The sequence below is a fragment of the Actinoplanes sp. KI2 genome, assembly GCF_025630775.1.
Classification (GTDB): Bacteria; Actinomycetota; Actinomycetes; order Mycobacteriales; family Micromonosporaceae; genus Actinoplanes.
Window position 1 is genome coordinate 32196 of sequence record NZ_JAOSZE010000041.1, and the last position, 15201, is coordinate 47396.

General features: G+C 68.1%; 13 protein-coding genes. 5 read left to right on the forward strand and 8 right to left on the reverse strand.

What is annotated here, in order from left to right:
- Positions 1–59: 59 nt before the first annotated feature.
- Both ODJ79_RS35195 and ODJ79_RS35200 read left to right on the forward strand, forming a co-directional pair.
- Positions 60–1109 (forward strand): serine/threonine-protein kinase, encoded by a 1050-nt coding sequence (locus tag ODJ79_RS35195; protein ID WP_263027973.1) that lies wholly within the window; start codon positions 60–62, stop codon positions 1107–1109.
- A gap of 428 nt (positions 1110–1537) precedes the next feature.
- Complete coding sequence (locus ODJ79_RS35200; protein ID WP_263027974.1) at positions 1538–2056, forward strand: hypothetical protein; 519 nt, start codon at positions 1538–1540, stop codon at positions 2054–2056.
- A 156-nt stretch (positions 2057–2212) separates the two neighbouring features.
- Here the strand turns inward: ODJ79_RS35200 and ODJ79_RS35205 are convergent, their stop codons facing one another.
- Positions 2213–3310, reverse strand: a complete 1098-nt coding sequence (locus ODJ79_RS35205) for a hypothetical protein (protein WP_263027975.1) — start codon at positions 3308–3310, stop codon at positions 2213–2215.
- Between the two features lie 911 nt (positions 3311–4221).
- Between ODJ79_RS35205 and ODJ79_RS35210 the strand changes: the two genes are divergently transcribed.
- Positions 4222–5991: an IS481 family transposase gene (locus ODJ79_RS35210; protein ID WP_411267404.1), complete on the forward strand. Its 1770-nt coding sequence runs from the start codon at positions 4222–4224 to the stop codon at positions 5989–5991.
- Positions 5988–6275: a hypothetical protein gene (locus ODJ79_RS35215; protein ID WP_263027976.1), complete on the forward strand. Its 288-nt coding sequence runs from the start codon at positions 5988–5990 to the stop codon at positions 6273–6275. The genes ODJ79_RS35210 and ODJ79_RS35215 overlap by 4 nt, the downstream gene beginning before the upstream one ends.
- Positions 6276–6577: 302 nt before the next feature.
- Here the strand turns inward: ODJ79_RS35215 and ODJ79_RS35220 are convergent, their stop codons facing one another.
- Together ODJ79_RS35220 and ODJ79_RS35225 are read right to left on the reverse strand one after the other, a co-directional pair.
- A complete protein-coding gene (locus tag ODJ79_RS35220; RefSeq protein WP_263027977.1) occupies positions 6578–7318 on the reverse strand; it encodes a class I SAM-dependent methyltransferase in 741 nt (246 codons plus the stop codon).
- A 244-nt stretch (positions 7319–7562) separates the two neighbouring features.
- Positions 7563–8429 (reverse strand): inositol monophosphatase family protein, encoded by an 867-nt coding sequence (locus ODJ79_RS35225; RefSeq protein WP_263027978.1) that lies wholly within the window; start codon positions 8427–8429, stop codon positions 7563–7565.
- A 15-nt stretch (positions 8430–8444) separates the two neighbouring features.
- On the opposite strand from ODJ79_RS35225, the gene ODJ79_RS35230 reads away from it, so the two are divergent.
- Positions 8445–8726 carry a tyrosine-type recombinase/integrase gene (locus ODJ79_RS35230; RefSeq protein WP_263027979.1) on the forward strand — a complete coding sequence of 94 codons (282 nt, stop codon included), beginning with the start codon at positions 8445–8447 and terminating at the stop codon, positions 8724–8726.
- A 48-nt stretch (positions 8727–8774) separates the two neighbouring features.
- On the opposite strand, the gene ODJ79_RS35235 is transcribed toward ODJ79_RS35230, so the two are convergent.
- The 5 genes from ODJ79_RS35235 to ODJ79_RS35255 form a co-directional block, all read right to left on the reverse strand.
- Positions 8775–9839 (reverse strand): DUF3616 domain-containing protein, encoded by a 1065-nt coding sequence (locus ODJ79_RS35235; protein ID WP_263027980.1) that lies wholly within the window; start codon positions 9837–9839, stop codon positions 8775–8777.
- A gap of 40 nt (positions 9840–9879) precedes the next feature.
- A complete protein-coding gene (locus ODJ79_RS35240) occupies positions 9880–11262 on the reverse strand; it encodes a M20/M25/M40 family metallo-hydrolase (RefSeq protein WP_263027981.1) in 1383 nt (460 codons plus the stop codon).
- Between the two features lie 191 nt (positions 11263–11453).
- Positions 11454–12113, reverse strand: coding sequence for a hypothetical protein (locus ODJ79_RS35245; RefSeq protein WP_263027982.1), 660 nt, complete (start codon positions 12111–12113; stop codon positions 11454–11456).
- Positions 12114–12216: 103 nt separating this feature from the next.
- Positions 12217–12885 carry a vancomycin high temperature exclusion protein gene (locus ODJ79_RS35250; protein WP_263027983.1) on the reverse strand — a complete coding sequence of 223 codons (669 nt, stop codon included), beginning with the start codon at positions 12883–12885 and terminating at the stop codon, positions 12217–12219.
- 40 nt (positions 12886–12925) lie between these two features.
- Entirely contained in the window at positions 12926–15169 is a 2244-nt protein-coding gene (locus tag ODJ79_RS35255; RefSeq protein WP_263027984.1) for a glycoside hydrolase family 3 N-terminal domain-containing protein, read from the reverse strand.
- Positions 15170–15201 lie beyond the last annotated feature (32 nt).

Sequence of the window (15201 nt, forward strand, 5' to 3'; positions counted from 1 at the left end):
AGGTGTCTCACCTAAACGGCCGGGGTGGGCGACGGCCAAGTAGCAAGTAACGTCTCCGTGTGGCCGTGGAAGTGATTAACGACAGATACGAGGTTTTGCGACGGCTTGGTTCTGGCGGCATGGGGGACGTCTGGCTGGCTGTTGATACTCTGCTGGGTCGAAATGTCGCCATCAAGTTCGTAGGCGAAAGAGAACTGAGGGAAACGCCAGGAGCGCGGGAAGTTCTACGTGACGAGGCCAAGGCGCTGGGCAGTTTGCTCGGAAACCCGCAGGTTGTGAGTTTGGTAGACCTGATAGAGGTTGGCACGCCCTTGCATGACGGGCCGGCCCTTGTGATGGAGTATGTCGAGGGCTGCAACTTGGCGGAATGGATTACTATCTATGCCCCTCGACTGGACGACCGAACTCGGCAGGTCACGGGACTGTACATCGCGCTTGAGGTAATCCAAGCGAATCATGCGGCGCACGGGCGGGGAATTCTTCATCGTGACATCAAGCCGCTTAACGTTCTTATTTCGACGGAAGGCCGGGTTAAGGTCACCGACTTTGGACTGGCGCGAGTGATCGAGGAGATCACACGCACTCACACGATGAGGGCCCGCCAGACTCCGTTATACGCGGCACCTGAGCAGTGGCGGGAAGAAAAATCGGATGCGACGACGGACGTGTACCAGCTGGCTGCAACTCTCTATCATCTCTTAGCGGGGAGGCCAGCTAATGAGGGAAACGGATTGTGGGGTCTATACCGCTGGCTGGAGTCAGGGACACCGGTGCCCCTATCCGAGCGAGACCCCACACTTGATGCTGAGGTCGCCGCTGCTATCACAAAAGGCCTCAACCGCGAGCGGACGGAACGCGGCACCTTGTGGTCGATTTTTGACTCAATTTCAAAGGCATTGATGAAGCCTTATCGGGTGGTTTTCGACGCAAGCAAGTGCACCGAGGAGAAGATTGAGAGAATATTTGCACTGACAGATATCAACATAGAAACACTCAAGCAGCCAGCGGCAGATCGTGCTGGCACGAGGTTCCCAAACCCAACGGAGGCTGCACAAGAGATAATTGCAGCTACCCTTGTCGGTGCGGAATGCTTTCTTCACGACGTTTGATCAGCCCCGTTCGCCCCTCGCCAGGGCGGTCCGGGCTTCTCTGTATTCGTCGCGCCTGCCGTCGGGGCTGAAACCGCCGGTGGCTTCGTTCGCGAGTTTGGGCGCCAGATGTTCGCGACTTTCGGCACCACTCTGCTGGCACCGGTCGCCGCAATGTTTGTGAGAACCGGCACCACTTGCGGATCTTGACGCGCGGGTGGCGCCGACGGTTCCTCAGGAGCCCGCTCACGCTGCGTGCAAGCGATCACGAAGCCGCTCCGAGCGTTCATGCGCGGATCTGCCGAGTTGAGTGCGTTGCGCTGACGGCTGTATCGGCACGGGTGTGACGTTCATTCAAACGTCTGCGACGTCATGGGAGCCCCACTTAGGATTCGACGGAAACCCGACGCATTTGAACCGGCTTCCTTCAATTCGAGGGGAATTTGCCCGTGAGCGAACGGCTGGCGGACATCGCCACCACGACGATCCTCGACCACAAGATGTTTGGACTGGAGGATGTGATCGGGGAGGGTTCCGGCGACTTCGGAAATGGCTGGGTCAACGCCGGGCATCACTCTCTCTGGGTGCGCACCCCATATGACAACTCGGACGCGGTCCTAAGGCTCGAAGAGTGGGACGGTGAGCCAGGCTCGGCGCCGGACGACGATCTCGGGCCGTGGGACGACGTCGTAGCGGTAAGCATGGAGTACGTAGGGCAAAACGAAACCATCGCGATCAACCAGGTCACGGCCGGACCACAGGACAGCGGATTTGCCCTCAGCAGGCCCGGCCGCTACCACGTCCGCGCGGCATGCCGGAACGGCCGCGAAGCCCAACAGGCCTACCTCGACGTGCTGGCTCGGTTCGATGAAGCGGACTGGAACAGCGAAGCCTGCCGGCAAATGATGGATGAAATCGACATCAAGGAGGAGTTCCTCATTCAGTTCTGGCCGGCCGAGAGCGAATGACGGGTCGCCTGTAGTGGCGCAGGAGCATGCGCTCTTCTGCCGCCGATGGTGCGCACCAGGCAGCGGCGAACGGTCACGCACGGTGATCGGCCGACCTGGTGTCCGATGCCCTGAACTGCCGATGTGCGGACGCCGGGCCGGGCCTGGCCGTGTCAGTCACAGCAGGCCGCGCTCGCGTAGTTGGGAGAGCCTGTCCGGCGGCAGGCAGTCGGCTAGGTTCCGCTCCAGGTCGACCAGCTCGAGGTCGACCGGGTAGACCACGAAGTCTTCGGCGACAGGCAGCGTGTCCGACCAGTCGCGGAGATTGAGCTGCGCCGCCACCGCGCACAACAGCCGCCGGCCCACCTCGGATCCGGTGTTGGCATCTAGGTCACCGGCGTTGAGCAGGGCGAGTTCCTGTCGTACCAGCCGCACGGATTCCACGTCGTCGAGGTCGACATCGGTACTGGCCTCGAAGTCGGCCGGCGACCATGCCGCCCGAGTATCGATCGCCGCCAGGGCGGCGCGCTCGTCTTCAGTGGCCCCATGGAGTTCGAAGGACAGCGCGTCCGATCGGTAGTAGCTCAGCGCGACGCAGGCGGCGGGGCCGTCGAGCATCAGGCGCGCCACAGCGTCTGGGATCAGCGACAGGAACGCGTCCTCGATCGTCCGGCACACCGCTTCGAGGTCGAATCCGGGCGGCGGCCGCTCATAGCGCACCTCGGAGCGACGGCCTACGACCTCCACGAGTCGGACGAGACCGCGGTCGTCGTGCTCCGCCGTCAGCACTGAAGGCGCCCGGCCGTTGTGCTCGATCTCGACGCGGCTGATACGTCCACCGGAGTATTCGTACAACTCCCGCCCCCAGCCGCCCCGCGCGACCATGTCGACCGAGCGCATCAACCCGTCCACGAAACGGTACTCGTGCAGGTAGATGGGCCCGTCCGCATCGAAGTGCGCCGCCTCGACAACGTCGCCGTTGTGGCTGACGAACGTCTCGTAGTACAGGCGGCCGTTGAGAAAGCCGCTGTACTCCTCGATAACCACCGCATGGCCGTCGACGTCGAACCCGATGCGCAGAACATCCCGATCCACCGGCGGCCTGGCGGCCAACCGGCGGCCGGCCTTGAGCAGGTCCCGTTCGAAGTGCAACGGACGAAGATCAAGGCCCGGCCAGGTGTACCAGTCCCAGCGCCCGACGAGCGCGGTCGCCGCTTCCTTTCGGGAGTCGTACTCGCCAGCGAGCTGGCCAAACCGCGCAGCAAGATCGGACACGTTCGGGATCCTACTGGTGGCCTCGCCGGATCGTTCGCCGCGCACATCCGGATTTGCCGCCGTCCGTGCGCGCAAGGCAGGCGAGCCCGTGACATGCGGAGGGTTATGCCCGTGCATGCCGTTTCAGGCGCCGACTTGCGAGCCGACCTGCGCGTACGCGGTCAATCAGGCCATTCATCCTCGTAGCTATAACCCTGTGCTGACAGCACTTCTCGCAGCCGCTCATTCCACGCGTCCTCATCGGGGTCGCTCCAGCGATGTTCCTGGGGGCACTGCCAGTTCGGCGGCCGCTCGGGAGCAAGGCAGCCGCCGAGCGCCAGCCGCCCATCTGCAGCAGCCTCGGCTGCCTCTGGAACAGGCAGACCGAAGAGCAGCGGTACACCCGGGGCACCGCACTCGGGACAGACGGGAGTCACCCATCGGACGGTACTCGGCGGCATCCTCATCTGCCGCGGACAAGGCGTGTCGGTCCCAGCCACCCGTCACCGTGCGTGAACGATGGGCCGACCTACGACGCCTGAGCGGGTCTCGCTTGGGTGGAGCCCAAACTCGCGAGCATCGAAATAGTTGAGATCTCGGTGGTGCCGAAACTCAGCGACATCTGGCGCCCAAACTCGCGAACAAAACCACGCCGGGGTGCCGCCCGGGCGCTTGCGCCAAGGGCGGCGGGGCCCCGAGCGGCGGGCGTTTCAGCCCGGCCCTGCACGGCGGCGCGAGCGGCCCGCGAGCGGGCCGCCTTGAACCCGTACAGAAACTTCTCACATGCACTGGCCGACTGTCTTTGTCCCGTCACGGCTGATGCTTGACACTCGTGTCCCACCTGATGCTTGACATGATCACCGTTCGGCTTCTTGATCACGTGCTGTTGCGGCAGCGCGAGGGTCAGGGAGCCGGGATTGGCACTGGTGGGAATGTCGATCGTGGAACAGCGATATCAGGCCGTGTTGGCGGTGCTGGCCGGTGATCCGGTGACCGAGGTCGCGGCCAAGGTCGGGGTGTCGCGGCAGAGCCTGCATGGCTGGCTGCGGCGCTATGCCGATGAAGGGCTGCCGGGTTTGCAGGATCGCTCGCATCGGCCCGATGGGTGCGCTCATCAGGCGTCGCCGCAGGTGGAGGCGTTGGTGTGTGAGCTGCGTCGGCATCATCCGAAGTGGGGATCGCGGCGGATCGCGTTCGAGCTGGGCCGGCATGGCTGTCCCGGGCCGGTGCCCTCACGGATGACGGTGTATCGGATCCTGATCCGGCACGGCCTGGTGACCCCGGCCAAGCGCCGCCGGGGCCGCAAGGACTACATCCGCTGGGAACGTGACCGGCCGATGGAGCTGTGGCAGATGGACATCGTCGGCGGGATCTTCCTGTCTGACGGGTCGGAGGCCAAGGTCGTCACCGGGGTCGACGATCACTCCCGGTATTGCGTGATCGCGTCGGTGGTGCGCCGGGCCACCGGCCGTGCCGTGTGTCTCGCGTTCGCGTCCGCGTTGCTGGAGTTCGGGGTGCCCGAGGAGGTCCTCACGGACAATGGCAAGCAGTTCACGGCCCGGTTCGGCAACGGCGGGGAGGTTATGTTCGACCGGATCTGCCGGGAGAACGGCATCGTGCACCGGCTCACTCAACCGGCGACCCCGACGACGACCGGGAAGGTAGAGAGATTCCATCAGACCCTGCGCCGGGAGTTGCTGGACGACGTGCCGGTCTGGCCCGATATCGACACCGCTCAGGCCGCGATCGACGCGTTTCGCCTGGACTACAACACCGACCGGCCGCACCAGTCGTTGGACATGGCGTTCCCTGCCGACCGGTTTCAGGCCATGGAGCCGCCCGCGGTGCCGGTCAAACTACCCGCGACTTTCACCGTGCCGGCCGAGCCTGCGACACCGCCCGCGCCGATGGCGGTGCTGAGCCTGCCACCGGTGATCGAGTGGTCCGGGGCGGCGGTCGAGTTCGACCGGGTGGTGCCGCCGTCGGGGAATCTGCAGGTCGCGGGGAAACAGTTCTGGCTCGGCCCGGCCCGGTCAGGGGTGACCGTGCGGTTCTGGGCCGATCCCGACGTGATCCATCTGCTCATCGCCGGCGCCCTGGTCAAGACCGTCCGCTCGCATCTGTCGGTCGCGGATCTGTCCGCGCTGCTGCGCCAGGGTGGCCGTCCGGCCGGCCCACCGCCGATGCCGGCACCGCGGCCCGGTGACGTGGTCGAGGTCGACCGCACGGTCAACCGGTTCGGCACCGTCTCGCTCGGTCAACGCCCGATTGTCGCGGCGGACATCCTCAGCGGCCGCCGCGTCAGCATCCGCATCGACACGACCACGCTCAGCTTCTTCGACCCGGAAACCCGGCAGTTGCTACGTACCCGGCCGAACCCGCTCACCCCGGATGAGGTGGCCCGGCTGCGTGGGCTGCGCCGGGCCGGACCGCCACCTTCCGCCTCGCCGGAACCGGTCCGGGTGCAGCGCCGGGCGTCCGCCACCGGCGTCGTCATGGTCGCCCGGCAGACCGTCGCCCTGGGCCGCGTCCATGCCGGTAAAACCGTCACCATCGACGTCAGCGACAGCGAGCTGATCATCGCCTGTGACGACGGGCCTCGTGTCATCCGCCGGACGAATACGCTGCCGATACGGAACCTGAAAGCCAACCGACCCGGCGGACCCGGGCGTGACGACCAGAACGGCCACGTGATCCCATGACCAGCGCGTACGACACCGGCCGCTTCGCCGACGTCCCGGACCAGGACCTCGCCGCGGTACGCACGCACACCGACGTCGCACGAATCGTCGAGCAGATGCTCACCGACCTTCGCACGCACCCGCACGAGTGGGAGAACCCGACCCTGGAGCGTTTCCTCGAGGCCCTGGCCGCCAGCCTCGAGTCCCTCGAACCGCTGCACACCACCCCGAACGAGGCCGTCCCGTCCCAGCCGACCTGGAAGCTGCTCGCCGACGTCCTGGTCAAAGCCAGCGGCTACGAATAGACCACCGGCCCCGCAAGTCCGGTCAACGAAACCTAGACCAACCGTCAAGCAACAGCTGGGACGGGTCCGTCAAGCATCAGCTGGGACTAGACACTGGCCGACTGTCTTGTCTGACTCCGCTTGATGCGTTACGTCGTGGCTTCAGTTGATGCGTGACAGTCCGCCGCGTGCTGGTGGAGTTGACGTGATGGAGCAGCGATAGCAGGCCCTGCCCGAGGTGCGGAGTTCACCGAGGCCCCGGGGAACATCCCGCCGAACGCATCCTGAAGGCTTCCGGTGGTACACGCCGGTGGCAGATCAGATCAGGTGTGCGCGGCCGTCCGGGTGAACCTTGCCAGCCATGCCGAGCCGGACGGCGTCGGCACCAGATCGACACGGGTCGCCCTAACCCCGGCGACCGCGAACGCTTGTACCTCATTGCGGCTCAATGGCCAGGGCGGTCCCTGCTGCAGCGGGATCGGGTCCGGCTCGAGCCGTGCGGACGAGATCACCAGCAAGTCCCCGCCCGGCGCCAGCAGCCCTGCGACAGCGGCGGCCGCCTCCGGCTGCCGCGCCGGCGGCAGCGCCTGCACGGTGATGATCTCGACGACCAGGTCGAACGCATGCCGCCAACCGGCGGGAAGGTCCAGCAGATCAGCGACCACGTAGGTCACCGCCGACTCCGGACGCCGCTCCCGCGCAATCTGCACCGCCGACGGTGACACATCAAAGGCGGTCGTGCGGAAGCCCCGCCGTGCAACCTCCTCGGCGTCCTGGCCCAGCCCGCAGCCGACCACGACCGCGGTCCGGCCCTCGGCCTTCATCTGGGCGAGGGCATCGACAAGCGGCGGACTGGCCGCTCGGCGTTCCCACGGCATCTTGACCGATCCGGAGCGGCCCGCCGCGTAGAGCGGCTCGAACCATCCGGTCGGGTCGTCGGCCGCGAGCGATCGCTTGGCGAGCTCGGCGGTCAGCGGCTGCCAGTCCGGCAGAGCATCCTTCTCGGCCACCACCCCACCCTGCCACGCAGTGGCATAACCGTCGATTGTGTCGGTTGTGTCCATCGGTGGCTCCAAGGTAGCCGAGGGACATGTTCTTCCCTTTACCTGGAAAGCCAAGATCGCCTAGCCGGAGCTGTCACGGCTCATCTGACCCGGATCCGTAACGCATCAACTGAAGCCCGACAACTGGCCGACTGTCTTGTCTGACTCCGCTTGATGCGTTACACCCCGGCTTCAGTTGATGCGTGACACTCCGCCGCGTGCTGGGTTAGATCTGGCGCGGACTAGCCCGGAACGGGCTCTGCCTTTAGGCACTAGTGGGGACGACGCTAGTAACGAGTCGCAGCATTTCGGTTGCGATTCCTGGTGTACAGGCGATCAAACTGGAGGACTTCAGCGTGTAATCGCTGCCGTCTGTGTCCACTACGGCAGCGCCGGCTTCGCGTGCGATGACGGCTCCTGCCAGCATGTCCCACGGATGGTTGGATAGAGTGATAGAGGCGTCGATACGTCCAGTCGCTAGCCACGCCAGATCGGCTGCCGCTGTTCCAACCATCCGAATGCGCTGTACTGTGGCAGCGAGTCTACCGGTGAGAGCGACCCGAACGATGTTTTTCTCCTCGGCACCGGGGCCGACTGCGTAGTCGCCAATAGCTGCGATTGCGTCTTCTACCTTGCTGGTCCGGCTTACGGCTAGCCGTCGTCTACCGGAAAAAGCACCCTGGCCTGTGAGTGCCGAGTACGTTTCGTTTAGAAACGGAAGGCTTATTACTCCCAATGTGGGGCGTGCGTGCTCTATCAACCCAAGCGTTACGCCGCATAGCGGGATTCCCCTTAGGAAGTTCGCGGTCCCGTCGATAGGGTCAAGTACCCATGTGGTCTCGGGATTACCTGATCCGCCTTCTTCCTCTCCCAAGATTCCGATGTGCGGCGTTCGCTCACTAAGCAGGCGCTTGACCTCTCGTTCGATTTCGATGTCAAGCTCCGACGCCATGTCTCGATCACCCTTCGAGGTGACGATGCCCGGGACTCGCCGCCTCATCATGTCGGACGCTACGGCTACGGCGTCGAGCGCAATACGCATAAGTACGGCAAGACCGGAGCCGCCCTTACACGCAGCTACTTCAACACCGGCGTCTGGTGGCCGGCCGCCGATGCGGCCGGCATCACGCACGAGCGTAAGAACGGTATGCACGCACTGCGGCACCACTACGCCTCAGTTCTGCTTGACGCTGGCGAGTCGATCAGGGCCCTTGCCGAATACTTGGGCCACGCGGACGCCGGATTCACCCTCCGGACCTACACCCATCTACTGCCGACCAGCGAAGGCCGGACCCGGCGGGCCATCGACCGGGCACTCGGCGACGGGGGCGCCCGATCAGGCCGGGGACGACTCGCCCGTACACGCCGGACGGCCCGTGGACGGCCTGCACGGCACCTGTGGGCACACACCCGCAGGTCACAGGTCTAGCTCGTTCAGTACCACTTCGACTGGCAACTGGCGGCGTAGCGAGGACCGTCAGCGCGGCAGCAGCACCACGTCGGCGATGACCGCGCCGTCGTCGGTCAGGCGTGCCCGCGCCGGGCTGTCGTAGACCACGAGCACCCGGTCGTCGCCGAGCATGCTGATGCCCTCGGCGTGGTCGTCGCCCTCGCCGTACGCGATCTCCAGCTCCCGGGTGATCAGGTCGTCGCGCACGATGGTGGGGATGTCGGCGGTCGCCGCGCCGTGCCACCGGTAGATCCGCACCGGCCCGTCCAGGTCCATCGTGGGCCCGGCCAGGATCAGCAGGTCGTCGCCGTGCGGGCAGAGGTCGCGGACGCCCAGCCCGTCGAGGTCGAGCACGTGTTTGCGGTACGGCAGCCGCTCCGGGAAGTCGCGCAGGCGCAGCCTCGTGGGGTCGTCGGCGTCGACGTACGGTCGCAGCTCCAGCACGAACGCCCAGCCGCGCAGCACCGGCCCGCGCAGGCCCAGGTAGACCCGGTCGCCACGGACCGCGATCCCCTCGATGTCCAGCCCGTTGTCCTTGCCGGGAATCGGCAGGAACGGCCCGAGGTGCTCGTCGTCGCGCAGCAGCGACCGCAGGTTGTCGCGGCGGCGCAGGGCCGCGGGGCGGTGCCGGACGCCGTCGACCTCCACCTCGCGGACCGGGGTCGGCACGCCGTCCACGTCGGCGATCGGCAGGCGTACGAGAATCTGGCGGTTGTCCTGGCCCTCCACCCGCGCCAGCCGCTTCAGCGCGCCCCGGCCCTCGTGCTGCTCCTTGATCTGCTTGCGGCGCAGGCTGTGCGAGCCGACCGCCCAGAGGAAGTCGCCGGCGCGGGCCAGGCCCTCGACGTCGGCCTCCTCGTTCTCGTCGTCGCCGGGGAGGTCGACGAAGTCGGCGAGCCGGAACGTGGTCTCGTCGCCGAACTCGGCCGCCTTCTCCGGATGGTCGGCGAGCAGCCGCTCGAGGGTCGCCGTCTCGTCGCCGGCGATCCAGAGCACGTGCCCGTCCAGCCGGACCGCGGAGAGGTTGGTGTGCGTGGCGGCGGCCTGGGACGTCTCCCCGAAGCGCAACCGAACCGTGTAGTCGACCGTCATGGTCGTCATCGTGGCAGCCGCACGCACGCCCGCCGATCGGTCAGCTCGACGGCTGAGGGGCGGCGGCCGGCGAGTGGTTGCCGGCCCGGTCCACCGAGCGCACGCCGAAGAACACGTTGTCCTTGGAAAGATCGATGGTGTACGTGGTGACGTTGCCGACGAAGCGCGAGCTCGTCCAGTCCGGTGCGGTCGTCTCGCGCCAGAGCACCTCGTAGCCAGCCAGATCCGGCTCGGGGTTCGCCGTCCAGCGCAGCGTGGTCTGGTTGGTCAGCTGGGTCGTGTCGATCACCACGCCCTTGGGGGTGCCGGGCGCCTGGGCGAGCGTCCACAGTGTGGCGGCGTTCACCCGGGCCACCCGTGCGATGTACGCGAAGTCGCAGAACTCGATCAGGTCGCCGTACTGGACGCCGTTCTCCACGCGTACGTCCTGATGTTCGTGGTTGAAGTTCTCCCGCGGCTCGGTGAAGCGCCCGGCCGGGTAGCCGCGCAGCAGGAACGAGATGTGGTCGCTGCCGCGCAGGTAGCGGTCCCGGCGCCAGATCGTCCGCACGTTCATCCCGGTCTGCGGGTTGCTCGCCACGTCGTCGACGAAGCGGCCGAGCTGCCGGGACGGCCCGTCGTTCTCGCCGCCGACGCTCTGCCGGACGGCGGCCTGGGCCGGGGTCTCCGAGGTCGGCACCCCCTCGACGAAGAGCCGGACGGTGTGCGGGTCGGCGGGCGTGCCGTCGTGGGCGTCGCCGGTGCCGACGATGTCGTTGCTGAACATGCCCTGGATGTCGGTGCCCGCGTCCTTGAACGACTGGGCCAGGTGGTCGGAGCCGTAGAGGCCCTGCTCCTCGCCGGCCACCGCGGCGAACACGATGGTCGCCTCGGGCGAGCGGGTGGCCAGCACCCGGGCCAGCTCCATGATCACGGCGACGCCGGAGCCGTCGTCGTCGGCGCCGGGAGCGTCGCTGGTCGCGTTCAACACGTCGGTCACCCGGGAGTCGTAGTGGCCGGTCACCACGTACGTGCGGGCCGGGGTGACCGCGCCGCGCAGGGTGGCCACGACGTTGGTGATCCGGGTGGGCACCGGGATGCGGTTGGAGACCGGCTGGATGAAGGACTGCAGCTCGACGGTCATCCGGCCGTTCGACGCCGCCGCGTAGCGCTGCAACTCGGCGAAGATCCAGTCGCGGGCGGCGCCGATGCCCCGGGCGGGGTCGTCCTGCACCGACAGGGTGTGCCGGGTGCCGAAGGAGACCAGCTTGCGGATCGTCGCCTCGATCCGCCTCGGGTCGATCTCCCGGAGGATCGCGCGCAGCTCGGGCGCGGGGGAGGGCTTGCGGCGCTCGGCCGCCAGCGCCTCGCCCGAGGTCGAGACGCCGGCGGCGAGGGTCGCCGCGGACACCGTCAGAAACGTTCGCCGAGTCGACTTGGCCATGCCGACCACTCTCGTCCTACGTCGACGACATGTCCACGGGCGTCGATATTTCCGCGAGGGGTACGCCCGGGGCTGTTCCGCCCCGGATCGTTCCGCCCCGGATCGTTCCGCCCCGGGATCGTTCCGCCCCGGGATCGTTCCGCCCCGGGGCCGTCCGCCCGGGCTCGGCCGTCGGGCCCGGGTGGACTCCGTCAGGACGAGGCCGAGGGGGCCGGGGTCGGGGCGCTCGGGGTCGGGGCATTCGGGTTCGGCACCGGGCCGGGCTGGTGGTTGGTGCCGGGCGGGAACTGCCGGAAGCGGCGGCCGTCCTGGCCGGGGCCCATGCCGGGGCCGCCGCGCCGGCCGGGGCCGTTCTCGAAGCGGGAGTGGTGCCTGTCGCCGTGCCCGAAGTGGGTCAGCGCCGCGCCGACCGCGACCACACCGGCACCGGCCACGCAGCCGATCAACAGCAGCGCGATGGCCAGCAGCAGCGGCACCCGGCGGTCGTACCAGCGCGGGCCGCGCGGCGGGCGCTGCTGCCAGGTCTGCGGCCCGGCCGGCTGCCAGGCACCGGGCGCCGGCTGCGTGGGCGGCGGCTGCTCGGCCGCGACAGGCTGCTCGGCCGCGGGCTGCTCGGCGGTCGGCCCCGAAGCGGCGGGCGCTGCGGCGGCGGGCGCTGCGGCGGCCCCTGCGGCGGCGGGTCCCGAAGCGGCGGGCGCTGCGGCGGCGGGCCCCGCGGCGGCCGGCTGGGAAGCGGCCGGCTGGGAAGCGGCCGGCTGGGCGGCGGCGGGCTGCTCCGCCGGGGTGGCGGGCACCGCGGGCTGCGGCTCGGTGGGCTCGTCGGGCGAGGGTGCGGGGTTTCTATCGGTCATCGCTGAACTCCGTAGGTGCGGGCGTTCACCAAGGATCGGCACGCTTCCTGAAAGGTGAGCCCACCGCAGGCTAAGAAACGGCTAAGAACCGCGCGAGCACCACCTATGAATCGCGCAGGGCGTCGTCGATGCCCGGCTCGTGCCGGCCCAGGAAGACCGGGTCGCGATGCGAGATCGTGTCGAACGCCGCCTTCAGGATCGCGCCCTGTTCCCGGACGTACGAGTGTGCCCACGGCTCCGTGTAGATGCGCACCGAGTCGTCGCCCACCCCGGACGCGTCGATGCCCTGGCTGCGACACAGCGTCACGGCCCGGTCGATGTGGTAGCTCTGGGTCACCACGATGGCCTTGCGGACGCCGAAGACGCGTTTGGCCCGCGCGCACGAGTCGTACGTGTCGAAGCCGGCGTAGTCGAGCACCACCTGGGCGGCGGGCACGCCCCGGGCGACCAGGTAGACCTGCATCGAGCCGGGCTCGTCGTACTCCCAGCGGCTGTGGTCGCCGGAGACCAGGATCGCCCGCACCTTCCCCTCGTCGAGCAGGCGCTTCGCGATGTCCAGCCGGGCCGCGAGGAACGGCGACGGCTCGCCGCCCGGGTAGACCTCGGCGCCCAGCACGATCGCCACCGGCGCGGGCGGGACGGAGCTTTCGTCGTACACATGCCCGAAAGCCTCGGCCCGCACCCAGAGGGAGCAGAACGACGCGGCGGTGATCGCGATCGCGGCGGCGATCGCGCCCGGGAAGAGTATGCGGCGCATGATCCGGAGCAGCACGCCGCCGAGAATGCCAGGTCGAGTCAATGCGGCTGGACGATCAGCCGATCCGGAAGGGCGCCCGCAGCAGGTCGGACTCGCGGGACGAGGGGCCGACCAGCAGCTCGAAGTCGCCCGGCTCGACGACCCGGCGGCCGTCGGCGGTGACCAGCGTGCAGGCCGCGGCCGGCAGCTCGATCTCGACCGTGACCGACCGGCCGGCCGGCACGGTGACCTGGCGGTAGGCCTTCAGCTCCCGGACGGCCCAGGTCACGCTGGTGACCAGGTCACTCACGTACGCCTGAATGGTCTCCAAGGACGGCCTTGTCCCGGTGTTGGTCAGGGTGAGGCGGGCCTCGATCATCCCGTCCTGGCCGATTTGCTCGTTGCTGACGGACAAATCTGAATACTCGACCGTTGTGTACGACAAGCCCTCGCCGAAGACGAACAGCGGATCTTGCGTGAGGTCGGCGTATCGCGTCCCGTGCTGGCCGCGGATCTGGTTGTAGTAGACCGGCTGCTGGCCGACGTGGCGCGGCACCGACAGCGGCATCCGCCCGCTCGGCTCGATCAGGCCCAGCACCAGCTCGGCGATCGCCCGGCCGCCCAGCATCCCCGGGTTGAACGCCTGGATGATCGCCGCCGCGTTCAGCGCCGAGGGCGGCAGCACGCACGGCTTCGAGTCGAGCAGCACGACGATCATCGGGGTGCGGGTGGCCGCCACCGCGTCGAGCAGCGCGATCTGCCCGCCCTGCAGCTCCAGCGTCGCGGTCGACTTGTGCTCGCCGGTCAGGTTGACCGTGTCGCCGACCACCACGACCGCATAGTCGGCCCGGATCGCCTCGTCGCGGGCGAGCGAGATCAGGTGGCTGTCGACGGGCGCGGCCTGCGAGATCGGCGGGCGGGGTTGGCCGTCCGGGTAGGTGTCGCCGTCCGGATCGGGCACCAACCGCTCGATGTCGGCGCCGCGCGCGTGGGTGATGTCCCAGTTCTCCGGGGCGACGCGCCGGAAGCCGTCCAGGACCGTCTCGATCATTTCGCGCGGGTGGCCGTCGGGCATCCAGTCGACCTGTCCGGAGTTGCCGGCCCAGTCGCCGAGCTGGGCGCTCGGGTCGTCGGCGTTCGGGCCGATCACCGCTATCCGCCGGAACCGGTCGTCCTCGAGCGGCAGGACGCCGTCGTTGCGGAGCAGGACCAGCGAGCGGCGAGCGACCTCGAGGTTGAGGTCGGCGTGCTCGGCGATGCCGATCACCTCACGCTGCCGCTGGGCGTCGGGGGCCCGGGGATTCTCGAAAAGACCCATTTCGAACTTGAGCCGCAGGATCCGGCGCACCGCGGCGTCGATCTCCGCCTCGGTGAGCAGGCCGCGGGCGACCGCCTCCTGCGCGCCCTCGAAGAAGCCCGGCGTGACCATGACCAGGTCGTTCCCGGCCCGCACGGCGACCGCGGCGGCCTCGGCGTAGTCGGCGCAGACCTTCTGCTCCCAGACCATCCGGCCCACGTTGTCCCAGTCGGTCACCAGCGTGCCGGAAAAACCCCATTCCTCCTTGAGTACGTCGTTGAGCAGCCACCGGTTCGCGGTGATCGGCACGCCGTCCATCGACTGGTACCCGAGCATGAAGACCTGGCAGCCCTCCCGGGCGACCCGCTCGAATGGCGGCAGGAACCACGAGCGCAGCTTGCGGGGGCTGATGTCGGCCTCGCTCGCGTCCCGGCCGCCCTGCGTCTCCGAATAGCCGGCGAAGTGTTTGGCGGTGGCCAGGATCCCGGTCGGGTCGGACAGCCCGCCGCCCTGGTAGCCGCGGATCATCGCGGAGCCCAGCTCGCCGATCAGGAACGGGTCCTCGCCGAACGTCTCGTCGATGCGGCCCCAGCGCAGGTCGCGGGCGATGCACAGGACCGGCGAGAAGGTCTGGTGGATGCCGGTCGCGGCCACCTCCAGGGCGGAGACCCGGGCGACCCGCTCGAGCAGGGCAGGATCCCAGGTCGCCGCCATCGCCAGCTGGGTCGGGAAGATCGTCGCGCCCGGCCAGAACGAGTGGCCGTGGATGCAGTCCTCGGCGACGAGCAGCGGGATCTGCAGCCGGGTCTTGGCGACCAGGTCGATCGCCTCCAGCATCTTCGCCGGGGACGTGTGCAGGATCGAGCCGGCCAGCTTCTCGCTGACGATCTCCTTGACGTCGTTGCGGGCGTCCAGCTGCAGCATCTGCCCGACCTTCTCCGGCAGGGACATGCGCGCGAGCAGGTCGTCGACCCGCCGCTCGACGGGCAGTGCCGGATTCTGGTAGGGCAGCTCAGCGGGCACACGTGCCTCCGGTCATCACGACCGCGGTGGCA